This window comes from Staphylococcus sp. HMSC062A01 (assembly GCF_001836805.1).
Lineage (GTDB): Bacteria > Bacillota > Bacilli > Staphylococcales > Staphylococcaceae > Staphylococcus > Staphylococcus haemolyticus.
Genome location: NZ_KV830617.1, coordinates 56,786 through 82,714, shown reverse-complemented (window position 1 = coordinate 82,714; position 25,929 = coordinate 56,786). Strand labels below are relative to the sequence as shown.

The 25,929-nt window shown below is 31.2% G+C and carries 24 protein-coding genes and 2 pseudogenes; 9 read left to right on the top strand and 17 right to left on the bottom strand.

The window, feature by feature from the left end; genetic code table 11:
• Positions 1–53: 53 nt before the first annotated feature.
• From HMPREF2715_RS04605 to efeO, 3 genes are read right to left on the bottom strand one after another with little or no spacing between them, the layout of a single operon-like run.
• Positions 54–1,799 (bottom strand): FTR1 family protein, encoded by a 1,746-nt coding sequence (locus HMPREF2715_RS04605; RefSeq protein ID WP_070839554.1) that lies wholly within the window; start codon positions 1,797–1,799, stop codon positions 54–56.
• Positions 1,780–3,006: an iron uptake transporter deferrochelatase/peroxidase subunit gene (gene efeB / locus HMPREF2715_RS04600; protein ID WP_070839551.1), complete on the bottom strand. Its 1,227-nt coding sequence runs from the start codon at positions 3,004–3,006 to the stop codon at positions 1,780–1,782. Before efeB ends, HMPREF2715_RS04605 begins: the two co-directional genes overlap by 20 nt.
• Positions 3,003–3,866, bottom strand: a complete 864-nt coding sequence (gene efeO, locus HMPREF2715_RS04595; protein WP_070839548.1) for an iron uptake system protein EfeO — start codon at positions 3,864–3,866, stop codon at positions 3,003–3,005. Before efeO ends, efeB begins: the two co-directional genes overlap by 4 nt.
• A 346-nt stretch (positions 3,867–4,212) precedes the next feature.
• On the opposite strand from efeO, the gene HMPREF2715_RS04590 reads away from it, so the two are divergent.
• A complete protein-coding gene (locus tag HMPREF2715_RS04590; RefSeq protein ID WP_070581972.1) occupies positions 4,213–5,208 on the top strand; it encodes an acrylyl-CoA reductase family protein in 996 nt (331 codons plus the stop codon).
• Between the two features lie 106 nt (positions 5,209–5,314).
• Here HMPREF2715_RS04590 and HMPREF2715_RS04585 read toward each other — a convergent pair whose 3' ends face one another.
• From HMPREF2715_RS04585 to HMPREF2715_RS12225, 7 genes and pseudogenes are all read right to left on the bottom strand, one after another.
• On the bottom strand, positions 5,315–5,716 hold the full coding sequence (locus HMPREF2715_RS04585; protein ID WP_037549998.1) for a GNAT family N-acetyltransferase: 402 nt from the start codon (positions 5,714–5,716) through the stop codon (positions 5,315–5,317).
• A gap of 25 nt (positions 5,717–5,741) precedes the next feature.
• Positions 5,742–6,773, bottom strand: coding sequence for an NAD(P)/FAD-dependent oxidoreductase (locus HMPREF2715_RS04580; protein ID WP_070442538.1), 1,032 nt, complete (start codon positions 6,771–6,773; stop codon positions 5,742–5,744).
• A gap of 196 nt (positions 6,774–6,969) precedes the next feature.
• Positions 6,970–7,386 (bottom strand): DUF2871 domain-containing protein, encoded by a 417-nt coding sequence (locus HMPREF2715_RS04575; protein ID WP_011275005.1) that lies wholly within the window; start codon positions 7,384–7,386, stop codon positions 6,970–6,972.
• A 204-nt stretch (positions 7,387–7,590) separates the two neighbouring features.
• Positions 7,591–8,202, bottom strand: coding sequence for a YcnI family protein (locus tag HMPREF2715_RS04570; RefSeq protein ID WP_070442541.1), 612 nt, complete (start codon positions 8,200–8,202; stop codon positions 7,591–7,593).
• Between the two features lie 13 nt (positions 8,203–8,215).
• A complete protein-coding gene (locus tag HMPREF2715_RS04565; RefSeq protein ID WP_070581968.1) occupies positions 8,216–9,463 on the bottom strand; it encodes a copper resistance CopC/CopD family protein in 1,248 nt (415 codons plus the stop codon).
• Between the two features lie 244 nt (positions 9,464–9,707).
• Positions 9,708–10,337 (bottom strand): annotated as a pseudogene (locus HMPREF2715_RS11860) (MATE family efflux transporter); the annotation flags it as partial.
• A 271-nt stretch (positions 10,338–10,608) separates the two neighbouring features.
• Positions 10,609–10,731: a hypothetical protein gene (locus HMPREF2715_RS12225; RefSeq protein WP_256327015.1), complete on the bottom strand. Its 123-nt coding sequence runs from the start codon at positions 10,729–10,731 to the stop codon at positions 10,609–10,611.
• A gap of 165 nt (positions 10,732–10,896) precedes the next feature.
• On the opposite strand from HMPREF2715_RS12225, the gene HMPREF2715_RS04550 reads away from it, so the two are divergent.
• Both HMPREF2715_RS04550 and HMPREF2715_RS04545 read left to right on the top strand, forming a co-directional pair.
• Positions 10,897–11,511, top strand: a complete 615-nt coding sequence (locus tag HMPREF2715_RS04550) for a TetR/AcrR family transcriptional regulator (RefSeq protein ID WP_070839545.1) — start codon at positions 10,897–10,899, stop codon at positions 11,509–11,511.
• Positions 11,512–11,542: 31 nt separating this feature from the next.
• On the top strand, positions 11,543–12,484 hold the full coding sequence (locus HMPREF2715_RS04545; RefSeq protein WP_053021454.1) for a magnesium transporter CorA family protein: 942 nt from the start codon (positions 11,543–11,545) through the stop codon (positions 12,482–12,484).
• 302 nt (positions 12,485–12,786) lie between these two features.
• Here HMPREF2715_RS04545 and HMPREF2715_RS04540 read toward each other — a convergent pair whose 3' ends face one another.
• Positions 12,787–14,229, bottom strand: coding sequence for a sucrose-specific PTS transporter subunit IIBC (locus HMPREF2715_RS04540; protein WP_053021456.1), 1,443 nt, complete (start codon positions 14,227–14,229; stop codon positions 12,787–12,789).
• A 180-nt stretch (positions 14,230–14,409) separates the two neighbouring features.
• On the opposite strand from HMPREF2715_RS04540, the gene HMPREF2715_RS04535 reads away from it, so the two are divergent.
• From HMPREF2715_RS04535 to HMPREF2715_RS04520, 4 genes are all read left to right on the top strand, one after another.
• Positions 14,410–14,784: a YbgA family protein gene (locus HMPREF2715_RS04535; protein ID WP_070839542.1), complete on the top strand. Its 375-nt coding sequence runs from the start codon at positions 14,410–14,412 to the stop codon at positions 14,782–14,784.
• 1,000 nt (positions 14,785–15,784) lie between these two features.
• Positions 15,785–17,890: an AraC family transcriptional regulator Rsp gene (rsp, locus tag HMPREF2715_RS04530; protein ID WP_070839539.1), complete on the top strand. Its 2,106-nt coding sequence runs from the start codon at positions 15,785–15,787 to the stop codon at positions 17,888–17,890.
• A 65-nt stretch (positions 17,891–17,955) separates the two neighbouring features.
• Complete coding sequence (locus HMPREF2715_RS04525) at positions 17,956–18,378, top strand: pyridoxamine 5'-phosphate oxidase family protein (RefSeq protein WP_037535786.1); 423 nt, start codon at positions 17,956–17,958, stop codon at positions 18,376–18,378.
• Positions 18,379–18,581: 203 nt separating this feature from the next.
• The gene (locus tag HMPREF2715_RS04520; RefSeq protein ID WP_053025034.1) at positions 18,582–18,932 is read left to right on the top strand and encodes a DUF4889 domain-containing protein; all 351 of its coding nucleotides are present in this window, start codon (positions 18,582–18,584) and stop codon (positions 18,930–18,932) included.
• Between the two features lie 148 nt (positions 18,933–19,080).
• On the opposite strand, the gene HMPREF2715_RS04515 is transcribed toward HMPREF2715_RS04520, so the two are convergent.
• Positions 19,081–20,358, bottom strand: a complete 1,278-nt coding sequence (locus HMPREF2715_RS04515) for a cation:dicarboxylate symporter family transporter (RefSeq protein WP_070839536.1) — start codon at positions 20,356–20,358, stop codon at positions 19,081–19,083.
• Between the two features lie 207 nt (positions 20,359–20,565).
• A complete protein-coding gene (locus tag HMPREF2715_RS04510; RefSeq protein ID WP_070442556.1) occupies positions 20,566–20,925 on the bottom strand; it encodes a DUF3139 domain-containing protein in 360 nt (119 codons plus the stop codon).
• Between the two features lie 280 nt (positions 20,926–21,205).
• On the opposite strand from HMPREF2715_RS04510, the pseudogene HMPREF2715_RS04505 reads away from it, so the two are divergent.
• Positions 21,206–21,648 (top strand): annotated as a pseudogene (locus tag HMPREF2715_RS04505) (MarR family winged helix-turn-helix transcriptional regulator).
• A gap of 220 nt (positions 21,649–21,868) precedes the next feature.
• On the top strand, positions 21,869–22,285 hold the full coding sequence (locus tag HMPREF2715_RS04500; protein ID WP_011274987.1) for an Hsp20/alpha crystallin family protein: 417 nt from the start codon (positions 21,869–21,871) through the stop codon (positions 22,283–22,285).
• Positions 22,286–22,364: 79 nt separating this feature from the next.
• Here HMPREF2715_RS04500 and HMPREF2715_RS04495 read toward each other — a convergent pair whose 3' ends face one another.
• From HMPREF2715_RS04495 to nreA, 4 genes are all read right to left on the bottom strand, one after another.
• Positions 22,365–23,522, bottom strand: a complete 1,158-nt coding sequence (locus tag HMPREF2715_RS04495) for a nitrate/nitrite transporter (RefSeq protein WP_070581965.1) — start codon at positions 23,520–23,522, stop codon at positions 22,365–22,367.
• Between the two features lie 229 nt (positions 23,523–23,751).
• Positions 23,752–24,405: a nitrate respiration regulation response regulator NreC gene (nreC, locus tag HMPREF2715_RS04490; RefSeq protein ID WP_070839533.1), complete on the bottom strand. Its 654-nt coding sequence runs from the start codon at positions 24,403–24,405 to the stop codon at positions 23,752–23,754.
• 21 nt (positions 24,406–24,426) lie between these two features.
• Positions 24,427–25,461, bottom strand: coding sequence for a nitrate respiration regulation sensor histidine kinase NreB (gene nreB, locus HMPREF2715_RS04485; protein ID WP_037535780.1), 1,035 nt, complete (start codon positions 25,459–25,461; stop codon positions 24,427–24,429).
• A gap of 9 nt (positions 25,462–25,470) precedes the next feature.
• On the bottom strand, positions 25,471–25,920 hold the full coding sequence (nreA, locus tag HMPREF2715_RS04480; protein ID WP_053025039.1) for a nitrate respiration regulation accessory nitrate sensor NreA: 450 nt from the start codon (positions 25,918–25,920) through the stop codon (positions 25,471–25,473).
• Between the last annotated feature and the right edge of the window lie 9 nt (positions 25,921–25,929).

Here is a 25,929-nt window from a genome sequence, read left to right as displayed (position 1 = left end):
GAGTACTTGTTATCCTCACAAGTCTCGAGGTTTTATTTTACTATTCATGATAATTAGTTTGGATTAGTATTCTTTTGTTTGTTTTGGCGATTTTTTAAAATGAAGAACACAATGAACACTATATATATTAATTGAGCTACTATTGACTCAATATTAGGATAAAATCCTATAAAACCAATTGTAGGTAAACCTTCAATACCATGTTGTGGAAGTGTGCCTAACAATTGTAGTTTTTGAACACTTACACCAAGCATTTTGAATGCCATAATAAAAATTAAAATTGAAAGTACTCTAAAGATGTAATAAATTGGAATAAGTTTCACTATAAATCTAAATAATAATGCGAAGATAATTAAAATTACAATCGCTAAAGCAATACCAATGACGAAGTCCATTGTTGTAATACTGCCTATCATACCCATGTAGAAAATAATCACTTCTACACCTTCACGTAAAACAGAAATCAATCCAATTGTACCTAACAATACTAGATTACCGTTACTAATAGCGTTTTGATACATATTTTGAATCATATCATTCCAACGTTTTGCACTTGATCGTCTATGCATCCAAATACCAACGATATACATTAGAACCACTGCAATTATTCCTAGTGTTGCTTCCATTCCCTCTCGTAGTAATCCATTATTGCCTAGCGTTTGTATGAATACAACTGCTAACGTAATACTTAGTATTAAGCCTAATATTGAACCACCGATAACACTAGCTGTACCTTTATTATCTTTAACATTACGTGTCATTGTAGTTAATGTCATAATGACCAACAATACCTCTAAACCTTCACGTAAAAAGATAATCATAACATCTACAAATGTATAACCGTCTTGACCAACAGTGTCTTTGATATCATTGTTAATGTCTTTTAATCCGTCTTTAACGCGATCTTTGTTACTCTGGTCTAGAATACTTTGATAATACGGTATTTTATCTTCAATTGTAGTATATAATGAACCGTTTTTTGTTTGAATTTTCCCTTCAACATATGGCCAAATTTGAACAAATTTAGATAATGCCGCATCAGTTTGATCTAAATTATTATCTTCTATCCCTTTAATCGCTTTATTTAACTCATCATTTAGTTGCGTTACTTTATATTTATCATTATCCGAGCTGGATTGTTTTTGATCGACCGTATCAATACTTGATTTGAAGGTTGTCCAGGCATTGTCAACTTTCTTAGTATCTAAAGGTTCTTTTTGGATAGCAACACGTAGTTGCATTAAGTTCACTTCAATTTGTCCATATTTACCTTCATCATAATTTCTTATGGCTGTTTCATGAGTCGTCCAAATTTGATTTAAACTATTGTTAATAGATTGTAGCTCTGACTCATTTTTACTTTTGACTGCTTTTTTAATAGGATCATCTTTTGCAGCAACTTGTTGCTTCAATGTTTTAATTTCACCACTGATATCTTTGGTAGAAACTGCATCTTCATAAGCGATTAATGATTTAGTTAATTGTGATAATTTATCAGCTTTAGCATTCATTGAAGAGGCTTTATCTACCGCTTCAAGTTTTGACTTTACGTCTTTACCTTCTTTGTTATCTTTAATGTTTAAAGATTTTACTTTTTCTTTAATATCAGCAAGTGCACTTTGTTTTTCTTTATTACTTTTATCTTTATCTTCTATAGTTGATTTTGCATCAGTTATCGCTACATACACATCACTTATTTTGCTATCATCTGCAGCATTTACTTGATGTGCTGAGACAATTCTAATAACCGTGAGAATAAGGACTAGCGCAACGACTAATTTAGTTAAATAAGGTTTCACCGATATAGCCTCCCTTTTTTACACCTGGTAACACAAGGAAGGATGCAGAACCTCGATGCGTAATATATTCATTTAACTTATCACTGTGTCCTAAATTGTTTTGAATATCGATAAATTGTTGAGTTGATTTTTGGAAACAAATAAACATTAATCCTGTTTCCAACGCCCCCGTTTTGGCATTTGTTCCATCATTATAATTATATGCACGTCGTTTGATTGATGTTTTCACTTCACGTGCTAGACGCGCATGCGCATTTGGATCGATAACATATTGACCACTACTATCTTTAGCGTCTAAATCTATATTGTCGAATTCTTTTTTACCGGTTAATGGTGCTCCGGATGCTCGTTTACGTCCGAAAGTAGCTTCTTGCTCTTCTAATGATGTACGGTCCCATGTTTCTATATGAATTTGAATGCGTCGAATAATGCAATACGTTCCATTTTTAGCCCAACCGTCGTCAATGAAGACATACTTTTTAAGCTCGTTATTTTTGCGAGGATTAACTGTACCATCTTTAAATGCCATTAAATTTCTAGGCGTTTCTTCTAGTTTGCCAGAGACAAAACCATTTTGTGACCATTTCATTTTAACAACATCTCTAAATGATCGAATTAAGTTGTGAATCGCATGGAATGTTACTTGTGGATCATTTGAACACGCTTGAATCATGATATCTCCATCACTGTATTCATCATCTAATTGGTCATTAGGAAAATGTGGTAAATCTTTAAATCCAGATGGGATTTTTGATGACATACCAATCTTTTTCAAAAATGATTTACTAATACCGTATGTCAATGTTAATTTACTAGCACCTAATCCAATTGATTCTCCAGTATCAACAGGGGGTAATAATACATTTTGACTATCTTTTTCAGCAGGTGCACCATCAGTCATATTGACTGACATTTGCGTCCACTTCTTAAACATGTCTTTAATCGCTTGTTTATCTTTAGTCTTTAACTCTAATGCAACGAAGTTACAATTTTTTTGTGTCGGTGTTGTAATACCTGCTTGTACACGTCCATAAAATTCAAATGCATCTTTATCTTCATTCTCAGGTGTATCGAACATCGATTTAAATGAAAAAATACTGCCTGCGCCACTAGCACCGATAACCACACCAGCGCCACCTATTCCTAACATTTTTAGAAAAGAGCGACGAGATACTTGGTCACTTTGATTATGATCTACTTTACTCATTCTGTAACCACAGCCATTTTACTTAGTGGTTCACCAAGTGAATTTACAGCATCTGATAGAGCTTTTCTATCTTCTTTAGTAACTGCACTATAATCTTTGAAGCCGTCACCGTCTTTATACTTGTCTAATAGTTGGTTAACTTTATCAAAGTTCTTTTGAATATCAGCACTTAATTTTTTATCTTTTTTATTTAACTCAGGTTTAAACAATTCGTAGATTTTTTGTGCACCTTCGATATTAGCTTTAAAATCGTATAAGTCTGTATGTGAGTAAATCTCTTCTTCACCTGTAATTTTTGAAGTTGAAACTTCATTTAATAAATCAACTGATCCTTGTAACATTAATTTAGGAGTAATATCTAAAGTATCTGCTTTCGCATCTAATTCTTTAGCATCTTTTAATAATTGATCAGCATCTTTTTTAGTTGTTTCATCTATTTTATTATCTTGATAAAGTGATTTCTCAATCTTATGATAACCTGTCCATTGATCTTCTTTTTTCTCTTCTTTCATATCTGCTAAACGAGCATCAATCTTAGGATCTAAATCACCAAAAGCTTCCGCAACAGGTTCTGATCTTTCATAATACATACGTACTTTAGGATATAATTCTTTCGCTTTATCCATATCATCTGCTTTTATAGCTGCAACAAATTTTTCAGTTCCATCCAAAAATTTATCAAGTTGACCATCTGTATACTTCTCATATTCTTTAGTTGCTTTTTGTAAAGCTACTTTGTTATCCCCTTTACTACTCTGCGATTGCTTATCTTTATTACTATTATCGTCACTATGACTATTGTTGCCACAAGCCGCTAAAAATAAAGAAGATGCTAATAAAATAGTTGGTGATTTTTTCATTATGTATTCACCTCAATATAGTTTAGAAGATTATCATTTGAAGATGAATCGTGTAATTATGTATACATCATATTTAACACCAACTTAATATCGTTGTTATGTCGTCTTTTATATTCATATAAACACTTTTATTTTTTCAATTGATAATCATTATCAAATTTATTATAGGTTTAGCCCAATAAAGTGTCAATAACAATTCAAATACATTTTTAAATAAAAATTTTTTTATTTTTTGAAGCCAAGAGACTTTTAATTTACCTTATATTTATAAGGCTTTAAAGCATACAATTGGTTTATTAAGGGTATAAAATAAGCACTAATACAATATATAAAGGAGTCACATAATATGAGTAATCAATTTAAAGCTTTTTTAGTGGATAAAAACAACGATGGAAGCGTTAATAGTGACTTTACTCAGTTAACAACTGATGATTTACCTGAAGGTGAAGTCTTAATCAAAGTTCATTATTCAGGTATTAATTATAAAGACGCATTAGCTACAACGGATAATAATCAAATCCTTAAATCTTATCCTATGGTTCCTGGTATAGATTTAGCTGGTACCGTTGTTGAATCAGAAGATCCAACAATTAATGAAGGTGAAGAAGTCATTGTAACAAGCTATGATATGGGTGTAAGTCATTATGGAGGATTTAGTGAATACGCACGTGTAAATTCCGATTGGGTAGTTAAATTGCCTGATAATATGACTTTAGAAGAAGCTATGATTTATGGTACAGCAGGCTATACTGCCGGTTTAGCTATTGAAAAATTGGAAAAAGCTGGTTTCATGACACTGGAGGGCGGCAAAGTACTTGTACGTGGCGCATCTGGTGGTGTAGGCGCATTGGCAGTGCTTATGCTTTCTAATTTAGGATATAAAGTAGTTGCTAGTACAGGAAACAAACATGCGGGTGACAAACTAGAAGCTTTAGGGGCGAATGAAATTATTGATCGTATTACAGATAATGATGAAAAGCCATTAGGTTCAAGAACTTGGCAAGCTGCCATTGACCCTATTGGAGGAAATGGAACACCTTTTGTCACTAATCGTATAGATAATAATGGTGGTGTCGCACTAATTGGCTTAACAGGTGGTGTTTCTTTTGATACAACTGTCTATCCATTTATTTTAAGAGGCGTAAGTCTAGTTGGTATAGATTCTGTATTCACACCAATGAAATTACGTGAACGTGTTTGGAGACGTTTAGCAACTGACTTAAAATCTGACAAACTTCATGATATTAAAAAAGTCATTTCATTTTCAGAATTACCAGATGCGGTCTCAACTGTTTTAAACCACGATAATTTCGGTCGTATTATTATTGATTTTGATGCATAGTTAAATCGAAAAAAACACTAGGACAATCCAGTCTCAATATCATAGAATGAAACAATATAAAAACATGTTTTTCTATGATTTCGATTTGTCCTAGTGGTTTTTTTAATTAAAACACGATATACATGCCACCTGATTTTGGCTCAGTAGTCTTGAATCCAAATTTTTCGTATAGTTTGTCAGCTGGATAGTCTGCTATCAAACTAACATAAGTTCCCTTTTCAGCTACGGAATTAATATATGCCATTATTTTTTTCAAAATAAGCCTACCATAGCCTTGTCCTTGATAATCTGGATCAACGGCTATATCTACAATTTGAAATGTCGTTCCACCATCACCTATAACTCTGCCCATTCCAATCAATTGTTGATTTTCATAAATCGTAATATTGAAACAGCCATTTGGTAAACCGTTTCGAGCTGCAGTTTCTGATTTAGGGCTCATTCCTGCTTTAACTCTTAAGTCACAATACGCTTGAGCCTCTGGTGGCTCATTAGAATATCTAATCATTATTTTCTATCCCCTTAATATAATCTCATAAATATTGATTAATAACTTTTTTATTTGATTCTTTGAATACATCATTGTGACTTGAAACATATCCTTCTTTGTATGCATCAGGGTCAATGTAAGTTTTAGCTAAGTTTGCTGCATTTCCAGCATCACTAAACGCGCTAGCAATGAGGTGTACTTTAGCATCATGATGTACGATATCCCCACAAGCAAAGATGCCAGGAATATTTGTTGACGTGTTGCCAAAGCCTTTAACACGATATTCATCGTATAAATCAAGTTTAGATGTACAGTCTTTAAGTAGTGGATTCTCATGATCAAAACCATGACTAACAATAACATCATCAAACGCTTGTGTCGTAACTTCTCCAGTCTCAATATTTTCAAGTTTTACTTCTTTAATACATTTACATTTATTGTCACCTATTAACTCTTTAATTTGTGTTTTAGGCAACAGGTTCACATTTAACGCTTTAAGTACACTTATCATTGCTTCATAGCCTTTAATGTCTGATTTTCTATAAACAAGTGTAATCGAATTTGCAATATTAGCTAAATCTCTTGCCCAATCTAAAGCAGTGTTACCCCCACCAGAAATTAGAATATCTTTTCCCTTAAATTTTGAGAAAGATTGCACAACATAATGTAAATTTGTTAAACGATAACGCTCTGCATCTTTAATTTGAAGAGGCTTAGGATTAATAATCCCTCCGCCGACAGCAAATATTACAGCTTTTGAGTCATAAATTTTTCCGCTATCTGTTTCTACTTCAAAGTGTCTTTCTTCTATTTTGCGTATATCTGTTACACGTTCGTTCAAATTAACTTTAGGGTTAAAATGTAAGCCTTGGTTAATCATATCTTTAATGATTTCATTGCAAGGTTTAGGCGCTACACCACCAATATCCCAAATAATCTTTTCTGGATAGATTTGCATCTTTCCACCTAATTTATCTTGTACGTCAATGATTCGCACAGACATTCCTCGTAAACCAGCATAGAAACTCGCAAATAATCCAGCAGGTCCACCACCAATAATAGTTACATCTTGCATTGTAAATCCTCCCAAGATTATGTCCCGTTTCGAATGATAATTATTATCATTGTTTTGCCTTAATTATACTATATGTGCATATATTATTGAAGAAAATCATATTTTAATTGCAATTCTACTTTTATTAGCTAAAAAAAGACTTTTCATCAATAACACGATTGTGCTATTAAAAATGAAAAGTCTCACTTCAAATCAATTAATCTCTTGGTTCTTTGAGTGCTGCTTGTCGAATTAAGAAAAATAACAATAATAATCCTGCTAGCATTCCTGTATGACCAATACCTGCAAATCCAGCAAATGCTTCTGGAGAAAAACTTTTTCCTAATACTTGGAACGTTCCTTTCGTTACCATCATACCAATGGTTGCTATAACACTAATGTTATAAACGATGAAGAACCAGTTAAATAAATAGTAACTACTTAATTTAAATACTTTTTCTAATGGTATCAGTATTAAAAACATAAACATACCTAAAATAAGTGTATGCGTATGTACAATAGATAATTGTGTATCACCCGTAAAATGATGTGCTTTTGTCAATTCTCTATAATAGAATCCGCTGAAAAGTCCCAAGATCATATAGACCAAAAATGCATATAGTAATCGTCGCATAAACAATGCCTCCCTCACATTATTATTATAATTTATTATCATCAACTTTACAGTGACAATATTTGTAATATTGAGTCACTTGTTAATAAATAGAATTATGAGAGTGAGGTACTTTAACTGAGTCAAACTTAATATACAATTCAACTCAGTTAAATAAGTTATGCCTATTTACAAAGAGACTTGGTCCTAGCCTCACTCGTAATATTATTTATTTCTTGAATGTTTAAATAATGCGACTAATGATAATATAATTGCGATGATTGACACGATCCATAAAGCAATTGAACCGCTTGAAGAAGTTTGTTCACTAGCAGTATCTTTTGATTTTTCATCTTTTACATCTACTGCATTAGCATTCTTTTTAACTTCTAACGTAGGCGCTGGGTGTTCACTATTTTCTTTTCCAGTCCATTTAACTTTATCATCGTTATCATAGGTTTGAATTGCTTTAAATGCATACTTGCCTTCATCTTTAGGGCTGGCTACAACAATTGGAAAATCCATAAATTCATCTGGCCCAATACCTTTACCTTTAGCAGTCCAAATAATTTTAGTAATGTTACCTTTTTTATCTTTATCTAATTTATACTTATAGCCCTCTACTGGTTGTATATTAACAACTTGAACTTCTTTTGGAACTTCTAATTCTACTTTTTCAGTATGATCTTTTTGTTCTACAGGAACTCTAACATCTACTTTTTCATAAGATTCTGGGTCAACTGCTTTTGGGTTTAAAGTAACATGCGCATCTGCTACTTTAAAGAAACCTAATGTAAAAAAGAGTATGAAACTTGTAGCTAATAATTTTTTTATCATCTTTTTTCTCCTTCTATGGAATACTGATTTGGCTCATAATTACTCCGACTAAAATAAGTAATATACCAATTAAAACTTCTATAATTAATGAAGATTTATTTACTCTATTACGTTTATTGAGTGCACGTGTTGTTTGCAATAATCCCAATAACATCATTATTAAAGTACCAAAAACTTTAAATAATAAGAATACCGTCCAAGTTTGCATATTTGTCCAAATTGACAAAATCTTCGTTTGATCAATAGACATTAATACACCTGAAATAATGATTATTGCTACCGCAGCAGCATTAACTTTAAATAATATTTCTCGCAATAAATCTACGGCATCTTTTTTACGTGTAAATACTGAAATCAATAAATAGCTTAATGCACCTAACCATAAACTAATACCTATTAAATGTAGTGTTCTTAGTATGATAGACCATAATGGTACGCTTTGTGACCATGCATGTCCTGACATACTTATAGCTAGAATCATTGCAATAGATACAATCCAGTACCATGATTTCTCCATGTTTCTTAAGACGAATAAACCACTTAAAACAATTAAAGCAATGGCACTTAATATGTAAGGGAATTGTGTTATTGCACTAGGCTCAAGGGATAATATTGCATCTAATACATCCGAAGACAATGTCATCAAATAAAGTACAAGTGACATCAAGTATGCCATCATCATTATTAAAGACACTGCAACATGTCTAGGAAATACATCGAATGTAGATAGGTTATTACGTCGTGCAATACCATTTAACCAATATAGACCTACAAGAATAATCGTTGCACCTTCAGCTATGTATCTGAATAATCCAAACCAGAAATTAGGTGTTTCGTAAAATGCTGGAGATGTATCAACTCCGTTAGCTGTCTTCTTACCTACTGAGAACTCAAAACGATCACTAATCTCATGACCGTCAGCAGATACTGTATGCCATTCTAATTTCTGTGTCCCTTGTTGAACTTTATCAGTAGGAAATGTAAGTGTCTTAGAATGTCCGGTTGTTGTAGGATCTATATCCCCTACTTTATTACCTTTATCATTATATATTGTGATGCCTGAGTATTCAGCGTTAACGGGTTCATTAAATGTTAACTCTATCGTATCAGGCGCTTTCGATATAACCCCATTTTGTGGTGGTGTAGTTTTTTCCAAAGTTGCATGCGCAGATGCGACATTATGAAGTATCGGAATTAACAATAATAAAAACATCATTATCAATGCCAAAGCTACTTTAGAACTTCGCTGTAAATTCACCATTGACGTCCTCCCATAAAATTTTGCTCATTTACTTATGATAAAATAATGCGTGCTATTTAACAATAATTATTCTAATTTGCCACTTTTTATCCAAAAATAAAAGCGAGACTGAAATCGATATCATTTCATCCCCTCGCTTACCCAATTTATAAAATTATAGATTATAAATAACTTATTGTTAGTACTATTGACGGTTTCAATTCATTTAGCCAATAGTTTTTCGGGCTAAAGCCACTATCCTATGTTATTCCGCTTCAATTAAAGTTGCTTTATCAACTGTTAATCGATTTCTTAATGAATACACAATAAACATAGCTAAAAATTCACATACTGTTTCAGCTATTAATAATGACCAAATGACACCACTTAAGACAAATAAGCTATTTAAGACAAATAAAACTGGAATAATAACTATTCCTTGTGCGATTGCCATTATTATAGCCCCACGACCCTGTCCAGTAGCTTGCAGCATGCCAGTAAATAAAAATCCAATGCCATTTAGAAGTAATGATGTCATAGTCACTTTTAAAATAAATGTAGCTAGAATAACAATTTGAGGATCAGTACTAAATAATTGAACAATTGAATGTCCGGCTACAAGAACGACAGTCATGCAAACTGTAAATATAACAGCAATAGACACGATGACCACTTTAATGGTATCTTTCATTTTTGTTTTATTAGATACGAAATTATATGCAATTAGAGGTACAACACCTTCTGAAAGTCCCATTATGATTAGTTCTGGGAATTGAACAAGTCTAAATGAGATGCCGTAACTTGCTATCGCATAGTTACCATATGTTGCTAAGAATAAATTAACGACTAAACCAGTTACTCCCATTAGAACTACCATCAAGAAGGCTGGAATTTCACCAGATTCAACTTTTTCCTTCATTTCTGCTTTTTTACTATCCATTACTACTTTTTGCGTTTTACTCATTGCATTTTTTGAAAAGTCTTTGTTAAAAATAGCTACCCCATAGTATTTTTCATCTTTAAGACCTTTTTTAATATCTGATTCTTTATCAACTTTAACCCACTTAACAGTATCAGAATCACTATCCATTAATTTATCTTCAATTTTTTCCCGATATTTACTTTATTACCTTGAATGTCTACACCTTTATCATTGTTTACAACGGCTATTGGTATTTTTTTGGTTTTGGATTAAACGCTGGATAAAAAGCCAAAGAGAATATAACTAATAATAATAATATCGCTGCAATAGGTGCAAGCCATAATAGTTTGCTTTTAAAAATATTCATGAAATCTAACCTCCTAAAATTTATTGAACAATGTGTTGAATATTTAATACCTTGTAAATTATAATGAGATAGTCAAAAATAAACAATAATCAATTATTCAAATACCTTACATTATTGAACAGATTGTAAATTTTTGTCTATTTACTATTAGGAGGTCGATATTTAATGAAGGAAGACAGGAGAATAAGAAAGACAAAATCAGCTATTAAACGTGCATTTACAGACCTTTTAAAAAAGAAAGACCTCGACAAAATCACTGTTCAAGATATTTCAAATCAAGCAGATATTAATCGTGGTACATTTTATTTACATTATGAAGATAAATACAAGTTATTAACTGATATGGAAGATGAATGCATTTCACAAATTTGGCCATCAACTCAATTTAATCAACTCGACACTAGTACACCAGAAAATACAGCTGATGATTTTATTAATAATATTTTGACCAAAGTATTACAACATATCTCCGATAATATGGACTTTTACCATACGATTCTTCAATTAGAACGTAAAAGTAGACTTGAAGAAAAAATTCATTCCTTAATGAAAGAAAATATGCAAAAATATATTAGTATTGACCATGAGATAGATGGTATACCTGAAATGTATTTTCATAGTTATGTTTCAGGTGCTACTATTTCAATCATCAAATATTGGGTACAAGACGATAGTCGTATTTCTGTAAATGATTTAACAAAGTATATTTTTAATATTATTTATAACGGTCAATTACGTATTATGATTCAAAATCATTATGAACGTACCCAATCCAACTGAGACTAAATGAATATGAAAGGAATCATTAACCATGCTAACTGCATATAAACATTCAACTAACAATGACATCGTTGAAACAACTCTAGATCACTCTGCATCATGGATTAATGTTGTAGAACCTGAAAGAGAAGAAATTGAACAATTAATTGAAACATATAATTTGCCCGAGGATTTTATTCGAGATCCATTAGATGCTGATGAAAGCGCACGTATTGAATATGATGACGATACAGGCTATTCCCTTATCATTATCGACTTACCTATTGTAAGTTCTACGCACCGTCGCGTCTTATCTTTCGTTACAATCCCATTAGGAATTGTTATCGGAAAAGGACTTATTTTGACAATCTGTGATGCTGAAAATGAATTCTTAGAGAATTATGCACGACAAGATGATGTTAATTTAAATTTTCATAGTCGCTTTGCGCTAGATATTTTATTAACTATTTCAAACCACTACAACAGAAATTTAAGACTTTTAAATAAATCACGAATCCGCATTGAACGTGAACTAAAAAATAATATTACCAATAAACAGCTATACAAATTAATGGAAGTTGAAAAAAGTTTGGTATACTTTCTAGCTGCTTTAAAAGGGAATGATACAATTATTAAAAAATTATTCCGTTTACCTGCCATAAAACGCTTTGAAGAAGATGAAGATTTATTAGAAGATTTAGTGATTGAAAATAACCAAGCGATTGAAACGACAGAATTATATACTGGCATTTTAGAGAGTATTACGACTTCGTATTCCTCATTGTTATCTAATGAAATGAATAATATTATGAAGACACTTACATTATTTACAGTATTACTCACATTACCAACACTTGTGTTTAGTTTCTTCGGTATGAACGTTCCGCTTCCACTCGATGAGAAAAGTTATTCATCATGGCTCTTCATCGTAGGAATTTCACTCATTCTCGTGACTATAGTAAGTATCTTCTTATGGAGAAAACAAAAATTATAATTATAATAGATACAAAAAAGCCTGGGGCATAATCAATGACTCAGGCTAAAAATATATATTGGCAGTTGTTGACTGATTTAAAAATGCACTTTTAACAAACTTTTTTATTTTAGTCAACCTTGCCGAGGGGCGGGACCCCCAACAAAGAGAATTTCCTAAAGCAATTCTACAAGCTAAGCAAACTGGGGTTCGGGGCCCCAGCAAAGAGAATTTCATTAAGAAATTCTACAAGCTAAGCAAGCTGGGGATAAAACGAAATGAATTTTGGAAAATATTATTTCTGTTCCACCCCTTATTTTTGTTTATTCAGCTGCTGCTTGATAAGCTTTGCGTCGAGATAAGACTAAAGTAATAGCTACAGAGACAATAAAAGCAATGAGCATGCCAATAAAGTAATGCAACCACCCAGCATGTACTGGATTAATAGAAATAAAGCCTGGTAGGCCAGCTGTACCTAAAGCAATGGCTTTAACTTTAAAGAATGAGATATAAGCTGATCCAATAGCCGATCCAATGATTGCACCTATAAATGGATATCTTAATTTAAGATTTACACCAAACATTGCTGGTTCTGTAATACCTAATAGCGCTGATACACCAGCTGCAGATGCAACACCTTTTAATTTTTTGTTATTTTTAATAATGATAAATGCTGCTAATGCTGCACCACCTTGTGCTACGTTAGACATTGTTGCAATTGGGAAGATAAATGAACCTCCCGTTTTTGCTTGATCAGCGATTAATGTTGTTTCAACAGCGATAAAGCTATGGTGCATACCTGTTATAACAATTGGCGCATAGAATAAACCGAAGATAAACCCACCAATTGCACCACCAAATTCATATAACCATGTTAATCCGTCTGATAACCAATAACCAAGCTGTCTTGTTAATGGTCCTACAAATAAAAATGTTAGAAATGCCGTAACTAAAATAGATAATAATGGTGTTAATAAATTATCTAATACAGTTGGTATAACCTTACGTAACCACTTTTCAATAGTTGCTAAAATATATGCTGCCACCAACATTGGTAACACCTGTCCTTGATAACCCACTTGATTAATATGTAAACCAAATAAGTCCCAATGTGGAATTGCTTTACCCGCTTCTACAGCCTTAGGAAAATCGTATGCGCTCATTAATGATGGATGTACTAAAATCATTCCTAAAGCTGCACCTAAGAATGGATTACCTCCAAATCGTTTCGCAGCACTAAATCCAATTAATATTGGTAATAACGTAAATGGTGCATTTGCAAAGATGTTAATCATATCTGCTAATCCAGCAAACTGACTATGAACATCTATTAAAGACTTATTATCATAAAAGAGATCTGGTGCAGTTAGAATATTATTAATTCCCATTAATAACCCACCAGCAACAATGGCTGGAATAATAGGAACAAATATATCTGATAGCATTTTAACGAATCGTTGTAATGGATTCATGTTTCGAGCAGATTTATCTTTAACATCCGCTGTTGTAGAAGCCTCTTTCCCTGTTATTTTTTCAAGTTCATTAAATACTTTATTGACTGTACCTGAACCAATAATGATTTGATATTGACCGCCAGTTGAAAATGTACCTTTAACAACATCCATCTTCGATAAAGTGTCCTCATCTACTTTACTTTCATCATTAAGTACGAGTCTCAATCTTGTGGCGCAATGGGCCATCGCATCTAAATTATCTTCCCCACCTATAGCTTCAAGAATTTCTTCAGCCGACTTTTTATAGTTCATTAAATTTCCCTCCTATTGAATGGAACCGGTTCTATTAATTAATTTTATTGTAACCGGTTCCAAAAAATAACGCAATAACCTTTTTTATCTTCACCAATTATTCATATTTTAGATTTGTAATCTAAGTTTCTGGGAAAAACATATTAAAACTTATAAAATAAGTGAGCGAGGCGGTATTTGATGAAAGAACGTGGCTATATTGAAAAGTTATGGAGAGAAGAAAAGTATAATGTCTTGTACCATAGTCAACAGCATTATAATTATATTCGTGAATTACTTAAGCAATCTCCAACTTTAAATGAAGTTCAACTCGCTATCAATGAAGCATTCCAAACGACTCCATCCAATGGTTCAATAATCAATGCATACGATCATATGTGGGGATACTTTAAACACAAAGCTAATGAAATTGAAAAAAACAAATCAGCTCAATTAAAAACTGATTTCAAACAAGATAAAGTTCAAAGTAAAGAATTGCTGATTTTTATAAAATACTTAGCCGACAAATATGAAGTATATTACCTTCAAAAAAGTACCCTGCTTAATTTCAAATGAGAATACTTAAAGTATGAAAATTTTATTGGCACGGAAATAAGTAGCACCTACTATGTTTGAATTAAGTACTTATAATAATAAAAATGCTACTGTTATTCGCTAAATTTTAAAAAAAGTTGAGACAACGTATGCGTTGTCCCAACTTTTTTAAAATTAATTCTGTTTTTCTGTAAAATATTATTCTTGATGTTACCCCTATAATAAAATCAGTATATTAAAGGATGGTAGATATTAAAACTGTTACTTATACATCAGTGATTTAGTAATTGGGGGAGTTAGGTTCCTTAGTAATATACATTAGCTTGCTACTGCTAATACCACTGTTAATAATACGCATACATATTCTTATTCTAAGTTGAATGGCAAATCTTAGGTGTGGTGTCTGACTATTATTTAATTTATTAATTCTCACTCTCTAGTTGTTTAATTCATGATGAAGATGAGTTGAATTTCTATATCACGCACAAAATAATTTACTTTACTTGTGTAAGATGGAAAATTCTTGTTGTCTTGTCTAAACATTGATATAGAATTTAATCATTTTAATATGTTGTTGATACTTGTATCATTAACTTTAATATGTTGGCAGAATTTGAACTCAATGATTTAATTATAGCTTTTCTTATTGTGGAAATATTTTATGTTGCTTTTTCATGATGTTGATACAGAACTAATGAATGTAAGATTTCGAATCATCAATTAAATTAATGAAAATGATGTTTAATCAATTCTGTTTCGAAATCTATATTTATTATGCATCAAATTAAGTTGTACCACGCTATTAAAATTTTCCAAATCAGTCACACTATATTTTCAATTTTTCATTTAAGTTGCTTCTTTGAGAAAATTTTTATCGCTTTCACAAAATAATCGCAAAATTTTTTTTATTTTTAGTTATTAATTTTTTCTTACTTTTATTTTATAATAGCTTTTATTATTCACAATTCAATTGAACAGTAATATTTAGCCAATAAATATAAAAGCTAGGAGAACAACATACATGAGTAATTCTATTCTATTACATGAACATTTAACAACTGCCCCATCGCGTAATATAAATTATATTATTATATATTTCTCTTTAACAAATGAATTAACGATTACTATTAATGGTGAAAAGAATGATATTCAAAACCATATTACTATAGTCAATCAAGGTGATTTATTTAATATCAATCATGCTAAAGATTTAATTGAGTTAAAAATTCCAATAGCTTACTTCTATATAGAAGATAATGATTTCTTTAATTGTTTCTTTGACCGTTATTTATTGCAGTCGAATCATTTTATTAAATCTCAAATTTTGCAATGTCTTTCTAACTTTGCAAATAATGAAGAACAAGATAGTGAAACAGTATCTAAAATTATAAGAACGTTATATAAAGAAGCCGTAGTTAGAAACACAACATTATATGTACCGACTATGTCTATTGATAATCAGTTACTGTCTAATATTGTCATGTTTATTAACAATAACATTACATCTAATCTATCTTTGTTAGATATTGCACAACATGCACTTATTTCAGAATCATATTGTTCTAATTTGTTTGCTCGCATATTAAATGTAAATTTTAAAGATTATTATACCAGTCTAAAAGTTAATCACTCTGTACAATTACTAATGACAACGAATCACTCTATAACAACGATTTCCGAATTATCAGGTTTTAGTAGTCACACCAATTTTACTAATCAATTTAAAAAACATTTGGAAGCGAGCCCTAAGCAATTTCGTACGATGCTAAATCAATTAGAACCTCTGCCCTCTATTTTAATAAGAAGTTCAGTTAGTCAATCTTTTTTAAATTTAATTTCACAATTTGAGTTTACGAATCATTTGACCACGGAAACCACACAAATTCATATTGCTAATTACGATCCTAAAGATCAGACGCAATTTTCAACGGCTTTTATAGATTTTCAAAACATAAATGAATTATTTCAATTTGTGTTTAATGATTATTTTGATATTGATTTATCCTATTTACCTAGACCAGCAATTTTAATTAATGATGTGAGTGACATGGTAGGTCGTCACACAAATTTAAATTTATTAAATCGTTGCTTTGAGAAATTATTTGAAAAAAATATTAGATTAGCTGTCACTATTAAAAATAATCAAGAATTTAAAATGATATACCAACTAATCATGATATTCTTACAAAATAATAGAGATTATAAATGGAATAAAAAATTAGTGAAATTTATGCTTGTATTTGATACTGAAACAATGTCCATTCATGATATCCACCTTGCACACCTTAAACTCAAGAATAAAAACCGTGCTATCAAATTTAGTTTAATGGTTGATGGTTTGTTAAAACAACTGGGTTCATTACAAGAAACATATGATATTATGCATCGTATGAACTTTGATTTTTACTTTGTTGATATTGAAAATATTGATACCAAGAATGTGCTTATTGATATACAACGTGGCTTTACTCACTCATCGACGCACTTTGAAAATTATTTGCGTTTTATAGAGGGATCTAATATACCTTCAACTCAGTTTATTTATAGCAACCTATCATTAAAATGTTTCAAATACACTAATAATGGTACACAATCACTTCAATTGTCAGATCTCGTATGTCATCTATATCAGTTAATGAGACACGGTGGTGGCGTGTGCTATAAATTAATAGAAACAGATCCAATGTATATCTCACTCTTTAATAATCATGGTAGTTTATTACCTATCATGCATTTATATCGATTTGTTTCTACATTTAGTAATGAGTCATTTCAAATATCAAATAATTATTTAATGTGTTATAAAGATGGGAATTATCATGTGATACTTTTCAATAAAATCAATGACCGTTATTTATCTGATAGCCAACAACACTATATCTTTGAAAATGACTTTAAAGAAAACACCCTATTTATTGTAAATACATTAAATAATGAACATGGCTCAATACAACATTTAATTCCACAATATAAGCGTGATGTTTACATTGAAAAAGATATCATTCAACAATTAGATAGATGTAATCATCCAAAGACTGAACTATTGATTCAAGAAAATGATTATGCCGCATTTCAAATAACGCTAAAACATGATGAAGTGAAATATATTTGTATTAAACCTTCTTAGTATACCTTTGATGTAAGTTTAAAAAACATTATTTAGGCTAAAATTAGTGTAAGGAGATGATAACTTTGGATAAACAACAAGTGATTCAATCAATTGAAAAAGTCTTAGATACTTCAAAAGTCGGCGTCTTATCAACAGCATATAATAATCAACCAAATAGTCGTTATATGGTATTTTATAATGATGAATTAACTTTATATACGAAGACAAGTAATGAGAGCACTAAAGTTGAAGAAATTAAAAATAATCCTCATGCATATATTTTATTAGGTTACAATGAAACAACAAATAATAGCTTTGTTGAAATTGAAGCAAATATAGAAATTGTTGAAGATCAAAAAGTAATTGACTGGCTATGGGAAACGCAAGATAAAACATTCTTTAATTCAAAAGAAGATCCAAATCTATGTGTGCTCAAAGTCGTACCTAAAACCATCAAGTTAATGAATGATGATGACATCGATACACCTGTAACGATTACTGTATAGAATTTAAATAACTGTTTATAATAAAGAGTTTAGGACTGAGTTAATCAAGTTCTGAACTCTCTTTTTTTGATTAATTGGTTAACACCTTTGATGTAGTTTATGTCATTAAATTATAATTCAATTTAATACAGATTATTATTTTATTGCAATTTAATAGTATTTTATGTATAAAAGAGATAGAACTTTTTAAAGGAGTCTATAAAATGAAGAATAAAAAGGGTTTAGGCATCGGTATTGCACTTATTGCTATCATGTTAATTGTATGCATCGTTCTTGTTGTCATGATGATGACAGGTGGTCAAAAAGAAACGTATTATGGCTATATGAAAAACGACCATACAATTGATAAGATGGTAAATGAACAGACTGAAAAAATTGAAAAAAATGTTGAATTGCCTTCTAGCAATGCTAATGTTAAGAAAGGCGACTTCGTTTTTTTAGTCAAAGAAAAAGGATCAGATAAATTTTCAAGAGTATCTAAAGTAGATCACGATGACGTACCACATGGTTTAATGATGAAAATTCATGAAATGCATGATATGAAAGGTATGTAAATTACAATAAATCACTGTCAATGAAGAGAAATCTTCGTTGGCAGTTTTTTAAATATCATAAAGTATTTATACACTAATCTTTATAATTTTAAGCAATAAAAAAGTATCGAGCCTATGCGCTCGATACTAAAAATGTCAGATTTCTTTTTTAAATTGATTCTAAGTATTTTTTACCTTGTTCTTTGTCATAAATCTTTTCCCATTTAGAGATAACAACAGCTGATAGTGCATTACCTATTACGTTAACACATGTACGAACCATATCTAATAAACGGTCTACACCGATAATTAACGCAAGTCCTTGTGCTGGTAAGCCCATAGCTCCTAATGTTGTTAATAATACTACGATTGAAACGCCTGGTACTCCAGCCATACCTTTAGAGGCAACCATTAATGTCACCATTAAGATAATTTGTTCCGATATAGATAAATGAATGCCATACATTTGTGCAACAAATAATGCTGCAATTGATTGGTATAGCGCTGATCCATCAAGGTTGAATGAGTAACCTATTGGAATAACAAAGGATGTGACATCTCTTGGCGCTCCGAATTTTTCCATTTTATTCATCATTACTGGTAATACTGCTTCTGAACTTGAAGTAGAGAATGCTAGTAATAACTCATCTTTCAAAATTTTAATGATTGAGAAGATACTAATACCACAGATTCTTGCTACAATTCCTAGAACAACGATAATGAAGAACACCATCGCGAACACTACTACTAATACTAATTTTAATAATGGAATTAAAGCAGATGCTCCAAAAGTCATTACTGTTGTACAAATAAATGCAAATACACCTATTGGTGCTAATTTTAAAATTTTATTAATCATCCAGAATACTGCTTCAAGCGTTCCATTTAAAAAGCCTTTCACAGGATCTGCTTTTTCTCCTATTGCAGCCAATCCTAAACCGAAGAATACTGCGAAGAAGATGATTGGTAATAATTCGCCTTTAGTTAATGCTTCAAATATGTTTGTTGGTACAATATTTACAATGGTATCAATAAAGTGATTGCCATATGTAGATTGTTCTGCTGCGGATGCAGATGATTGATATTTAGAAATATCGCCTTTTGGTAATTTATCTGGATCTAAACCAGCACCTGGTTTGAATAAGTTACCAATGATTAGTCCTAAACCAATGGCGATTGTTGTTATAATTTCAAAGTAAAGAATTGCTTTCCATCCATAGCTACCTATCTTCTTTGAGTCCCCTAAGTTAGATATAGATAATGCTAATGCACAGAATACAATTGGTATGATGATCATTTTAATTAAATTTAAGAAAACATCACCGAACGGTTTTATATAATTTGCTACGTTATCTTGTCCAAATAATAATAAACCTACAACTACACCTAGCACCAATGCGATGATAACCTGCATCGGTAAACTAATTTTCCTCTTGAACAGAGCCATGTTGAAACCCCCTTCATCTGACATCGTTTAATTATATCAGATAATTATGAAATGAGATATAATATTTTTAAAGCTAACTATATATATACTATTCAATCAAGCTAAAATAATTAAAAATACTATAAAAAGGAGAACAGAAATCATTACGAATTCTATTCTCCTTATTTTTCATGACTTGTAAAATATTAATCCTCATTTAATGCGAAATTAAGGTTTGAAATTTTGGTTAAAATAATTATGTTTTGCATCTTTAATACTTTTTTTAGTTTCAGTATCAAAGCCTTCAGCAAAGATACCTTTGCGTGTTCCTATAGGTTGAATGACATATGTCATATGAGGTTCATCTTTAAAAACGACTTCTTTGTAATAAACCCCTTTTTTTGCACTATATTGTGTTTTTTCAGATTTAATATCATCACTTAAATGTTTTTGCTCTATATAACTATCTACCATTTTAATATTTCTATGACCTTGATACGTTTTCATAGCAAAAAAGAAAGCAATTGCCACTACTAATGAAATCGCCAAAATAATACAAACTCTAATCCATTTTTGTTTTTTACTCATTTTGAACTCCTTTGTACACAACCTAGTCTCATCATCTCTAGTTACTATCTAAATTATTATGAATGATAGTTAGAAAATTTTAAAGTATTTCAGTATTTCTGTAACAAAATGTCCTAACAATTTATCTCTAATTCAAAATAAATCGACACTTACATTAAACATGTAGACGTACTTTCAAATATAGTTCAAAACCCTATAAAAGTCCATGAAATACTATGGCAACAGCATTGACATTACTTTTAGTTCATAATATCTTTAAATAAGTTAAGGGGGGAATTGTATGTATATTAAAGATAGTTATTTAAGTAATCAATTATGTTTTTTATTATATGTTACTTCTAAAGAAGTCATAAAAAATATACTTACTATTTAAAAAAGCATGATTTAACATATACAAGCTTTATGGTCATCATGGCCATCGAAAATGAAGAAAAGATAAATATTAAATCACTTGGTCGTCGCGTATTTTTAGATTCTGGAACACTAACACCTCTCTTAAAGAAATTAGAGAAAAAAGGCTACGTACAACGTATGCGTGAAAAAGAAGATGAAAGAAACCTTCAAATCACACTGACTGAAAGCGGTATTAATATTAAACCTACATTGGAAGCTATCTCTGACCAAGTTTTTGAGGACTTTGATATTTCACAAGACGAAAAAGATAATCTTGTTAACAGCTTAAAACATGTTATTTCAAATAACTTCGATTATACTACTCACTAATATTTAATCCTGGCAAAAGCGAAATACTTTATTTCACAATTACTAGGCTTTATACATATTGAGACTTTTGCCATGGATTTACTATTCCGCACTTTATCTGCGCCTTATTCTTTTATAATTCCTTTCGCTTTACGTTAATCCTCTCTATTACTATAATGTACTTGAAAAGTATCATTTTACAATTTTGGTATGCACGCTTAAATAAAGGAGAGACATTAGTATGAATAATAGAGAGTTTTTTGAACAATCCATTTTCAAGAATAATCCAAAAGATGTATTTCGTGATTTAGGTGAACAAGTTTTTAATCAATTTTCATCAAAAAGTTTCCCGACAAATATTTATAATCAAACTAATCAATACGTATTAGAAGCTGAACTACCTGGTGTCAATAAGTCTGAAATTGAACTTAAATTTGAACATGCGGCATTAACAATTAAAGTTCAAAAGCATGTATCTGAACAAACAGGTAGCGTTCAATTAAGTGAACGTGCAAGTGGTGAATTAGTTAGACATTTTGAATTTAACGATATTGATAAGTCACAAATTAAAGCAAGCTACGAAGACGGGATTCTAGTTGTTATTTTACCTAAAGAAGTTAGTGCACAAGATCAATCAACAACAATTACAGTAGAATAAATAGATATACAAAATAAAATGTTAAAGAGCAATACAAAACTTTCTTTAGCTTTGTATTGCTCTTTTTTAATGTATAAAATTATTTTGCATATTCTTTTTTATATAAGTGTCCCATAGTAATAAATGCTAAGGTACCAAATATTGCTAAAAGAATAAATGCTAAATGACTTGAACCTGTTAATCCTGTTACATAAGTAATTACTAAAGGTGGGAAGAATCCTCCTAAACCACCCATCATAGAAACAATACCATTAGCTGCACCAGATTCTTTTGCGAAGTAAGATGGTACAAGTTTAAATATTAAACCATTACCTAAACCAGCACAGATACTGATAGTTAAACAACCGATAGTAAATAAAGCAATATGACTTGAAATTCCTAAAATAACAGCACCTATAATCATAATAATAAAATCGATCATTAGTACTTTCACAGCATTAAATTTGTCTCCAAGTATACCGCCAATTGGTCTTAAGAAAGTTGCTAAAGCAATGAATACACCTGAACGAATACCTGCATCGACTTTATCAATTCCAAAGTTATTTACTAAGTAGTTAGGTAAGAATAATCCAAATGCTACAAATGCACCAAACGTAATAAAATACCAAAGACTTAAGTAATATAGCTTATAATTCGATGATAATTTTTTAAACTGAGATGCTAAAGGAACTTTCACTTTCGGTTCATTTTTATCGCCAAAAATAAACATTAAAATTGCAAAAATAGCAATAATAATTAAGTAACTTCTTACTGTTGTTTGCCAACCTATAATACCTGCAATTGGTGGTGCTAAGAATGATGATACTGCCGTACCAATGTTACCCATACCATAAATTCCATTCGCAAGCCCTACTTTATCTTTTGAAAAATATTTAGGTATCGATGTAACACCTACAGAGAATATCGCACCTCCAACACCTAAAAAGAATCCTGATAACATTAGCATTCCTGGCGTTTGTGCTTGTCCTAAAAAGAAGATAGGAAATAATAAAACGACAAAACTACAAAAGAATACCCATTTCGCACCAATAACATTCGTTAAATAACCGAATGGTACACGTAAAATCGAACCTAATATTACTGGAATTGCCAGTATAATTGACAACTGCCCAGGATTAACTTTAATATCTTGAGAGATATATGGCATTAACGGAGAAATAATACTCCATGCCATGAAACCTACTACAAGACTTAACGTTTGTAATGTAAGTTGAAAGCCACCTTTTGTCTTATACATTTTTTCACCTTCATCATTTAATTTTCTATATCAGTAATTGTTATATAAAAGAGGTCAAAAATTTATAATACAATCACATTACTGATTACAATTAAATTTTAGTGTAATTGTGAAAAAATGAACATAAGGATATTCCCTTATACTGCCTGGGAATCCCCCTATATTTTCATTGTTAAATGCACAAAAAAACTGAGACATTGCTGAATTGTCTCAGTATCATTTTCATCATTTAAAAATCTAATAATTTCTTTTTTAATACATATTCAACTAACTCAGGTTTAGATTTTAAATCGAGTTTAGTCATTATATGTGTTTTATGCGCTTCGACCGTTTTGACCGACACGAATAACTTTTCAGCAATATCTTTATTACCATACCCCTTTGCAATTAAAGGTAGTATTTCTAGTTCACGCTTAGACAATATCTTAAATGGATCGTTAGTAGATACATCATCAGAATGTTTATGATTTACAAATTCATTCACTAATGACGTTGTTAATTTCATATCTACATATGTTTCGCCTTTATAAACTGTTCGCACGGCTAGTAATAATTGTTCATCAGGTGCATTCTTTAATATATATCCTTTAGCACCATTACGAAGAACGTGGAATAGATATTCTTCATCATCATACATCGTAAGTATTAATATTTTAGTTTCTGGAAAACTTTCTGATATTTTACTAGTTGCAATTAAGCCTGATTCACCAGGTGGCATACTTAAGTCCATAATTAAGACGTCTGGCTTATGCTCCATCACCTTTTGATAAGCTTCTCCCCCATCAGCAGCAGTTGCAACCACTTCCATATCCTCTTGAAAGTTTAATATCATTGAAAATCCTGTTCTAACGACTGCATGATCGTCTGCAATTACAATTTTCACTTTATATTCCCCTAACATATTTTAGACTGGCACATCCAATGTAATAATTGTACCTTTACCAATATGTGTTTCAATATTCACTGTACCTTTAACAAGTTCTGCCCTTTCATTCATACCATATAGTCCTAATCCCGTGCCTTGCGGTTTTAAATTAGGATCAAAGCCTTTACCTCGATCAATAATTTCAGCGATAAGGCCTGCTTCCGTTTGTTGAATCGTCACTTCCACTTCATAAACACCTGCATACTTTAATGCATTAAATATCGCTTCTTGAACAACGCGATAAACAACCGTTTCAATTTCACTATCGAAACGTATATTTTGAATATTAGATTGATAGACAACGTTTAATCCATAATTATGCTCTAATTGTTTGAAATAGGATTTAAAAGCCGCTTCTAATCCTAAATCATCAAGTGATGAAGGTCTTAATTCTACTGATAGATTGCGAATATCATTAATTAAATTAGACATTAACATTTCGATGTGTTCAGATTTTTCTATGAGTTGAGCCATATCTTGTTGATATTTCAATAATCTCAATTCAACATCTACATTTAACATCTCTTGAACAACACTGTCATGTAATTCTCTAGATATACGTTTTCTTTCATTTTCTTGTGCAGCAATAGTTTTACGTAACATCTGACGTTGATACATCTTTTCTTGTCGCTCTATTTGTGGAGATATATCTTGTAATGTAAAAGCGTAGATTTGTGCCTCATCATCAATACATTGATACGAAGCAGTAAATGGTTGAATTTTATTATCTACCGTCTTCATGAATACTTGGAAGTTCATATCATTAGGCTTTGTCGTATCAAGATAACAGTTAATGCAACTTTGTAATGCAAATTCGTTAGAGTAACCTTCACAGCGATTACATATCGCATTGGTCATCGCACTATAATTATTATCCTTTGAAATTATCTCTTGTGCTGCGTCATTCATCGCGATAACCTTACCATCATTATTTACAAATACGATTTTTTCATTCGTCTTTTCGTAATATTTTTTTAGTAAGTTCTCTAAATCAAGATTATCAACATCCAACATTTTAAACACCTACATTTCTTCTGAAAATGTCCAAAGCTTGCCACTAATATCCAAAGTTTCATAATCAGGAAGAGGCTTGCCATCTCTCTGACCTAAGAGTAATACACCATACACCTGATTTTTGTAACACAATGGGATAGCTACCATTGCAGTTAGATTTTCGGCAATTAAGATTGGATATTTAATCTTATCTTCTGGTGATAAACTTGCTACTACGTCGGCAATGATCATGCGTTTTCCAGTCTTCATAACCATACCGGCTAGACCTCGCCCTTTACGCAAGATAATCATTTTATAGCGATCATTCAAGTTACCTGAGACATAATGCCATTTAATCGGTGCTGAAGTCATATGATGCTCATAAAGTGCAACCCCTGCAAAATCATACCCTTCACTGACCCTTAGATTATTCAATTGTTGTTGGAAATCCTGTTTTTCAAATACTGGATTCGTAATCACATTTGAATC

Coding starts and splice junctions, on each gene's coding strand:
- HMPREF2715_RS04565 (WP_070581968.1), bottom strand. CDS start 9,463: ATGGTGAATTTACAGCGAAGTTCTAAAGTAGCTTTGGCATTGATAATG.
- efeB (WP_070839551.1), bottom strand. CDS start 3,006: ATGAGTAAAGTAGATCATAATCAAAGTGACCAAGTATCTCGTCGCTCT.
- HMPREF2715_RS04545 (WP_053021454.1), top strand. CDS start 11,543: ATGCTAACTGCATATAAACATTCAACTAACAATGACATCGTTGAAACA.
- HMPREF2715_RS04520 (WP_053025034.1), top strand. CDS start 18,582: ATGAAGAATAAAAAGGGTTTAGGCATCGGTATTGCACTTATTGCTATC.
- HMPREF2715_RS04515 (WP_070839536.1), bottom strand. CDS start 20,358: ATGGCTCTGTTCAAGAGGAAAATTAGTTTACCGATGCAGGTTATCATC.
- HMPREF2715_RS04580 (WP_070442538.1), bottom strand. CDS start 6,773: ATGCAAGATGTAACTATTATTGGTGGTGGACCTGCTGGATTATTTGCG.
- rsp (WP_070839539.1), top strand. CDS start 15,785: ATGAGTAATTCTATTCTATTACATGAACATTTAACAACTGCCCCATCG.
- HMPREF2715_RS04500 (WP_011274987.1), top strand. CDS start 21,869: ATGAATAATAGAGAGTTTTTTGAACAATCCATTTTCAAGAATAATCCA.
- HMPREF2715_RS04495 (WP_070581965.1), bottom strand. CDS start 23,522: ATGTATAAGACAAAAGGTGGCTTTCAACTTACATTACAAACGTTAAGT.
- HMPREF2715_RS04575 (WP_011275005.1), bottom strand. CDS start 7,386: ATGCGACGATTACTATATGCATTTTTGGTCTATATGATCTTGGGACTT.
- HMPREF2715_RS04510 (WP_070442556.1), bottom strand. CDS start 20,925: ATGAGTAAAAAACAAAAATGGATTAGAGTTTGTATTATTTTGGCGATT.
- nreB (WP_037535780.1), bottom strand. CDS start 25,461: ATGTTGGATGTTGATAATCTTGATTTAGAGAACTTACTAAAAAAATAT.
- HMPREF2715_RS04585 (WP_037549998.1), bottom strand. CDS start 5,716: ATGATTAGATATTCTAATGAGCCACCAGAGGCTCAAGCGTATTGTGAC.
- HMPREF2715_RS04550 (WP_070839545.1), top strand. CDS start 10,897: ATGAAGGAAGACAGGAGAATAAGAAAGACAAAATCAGCTATTAAACGT.
- HMPREF2715_RS04540 (WP_053021456.1), bottom strand. CDS start 14,229: ATGAACTATAAAAAGTCGGCTGAAGAAATTCTTGAAGCTATAGGTGGG.
- HMPREF2715_RS04590 (WP_070581972.1), top strand. CDS start 4,213: ATGAGTAATCAATTTAAAGCTTTTTTAGTGGATAAAAACAACGATGGA.
- HMPREF2715_RS04535 (WP_070839542.1), top strand. CDS start 14,410: ATGAAAGAACGTGGCTATATTGAAAAGTTATGGAGAGAAGAAAAGTAT.
- efeO (WP_070839548.1), bottom strand. CDS start 3,866: ATGAAAAAATCACCAACTATTTTATTAGCATCTTCTTTATTTTTAGCG.
- HMPREF2715_RS12225 (WP_256327015.1), bottom strand. CDS start 10,731: ATGAATATTTTTAAAAGCAAACTATTATGGCTTGCACCTATTGCAGCG.
- HMPREF2715_RS04570 (WP_070442541.1), bottom strand. CDS start 8,202: ATGATAAAAAAATTATTAGCTACAAGTTTCATACTCTTTTTTACATTA.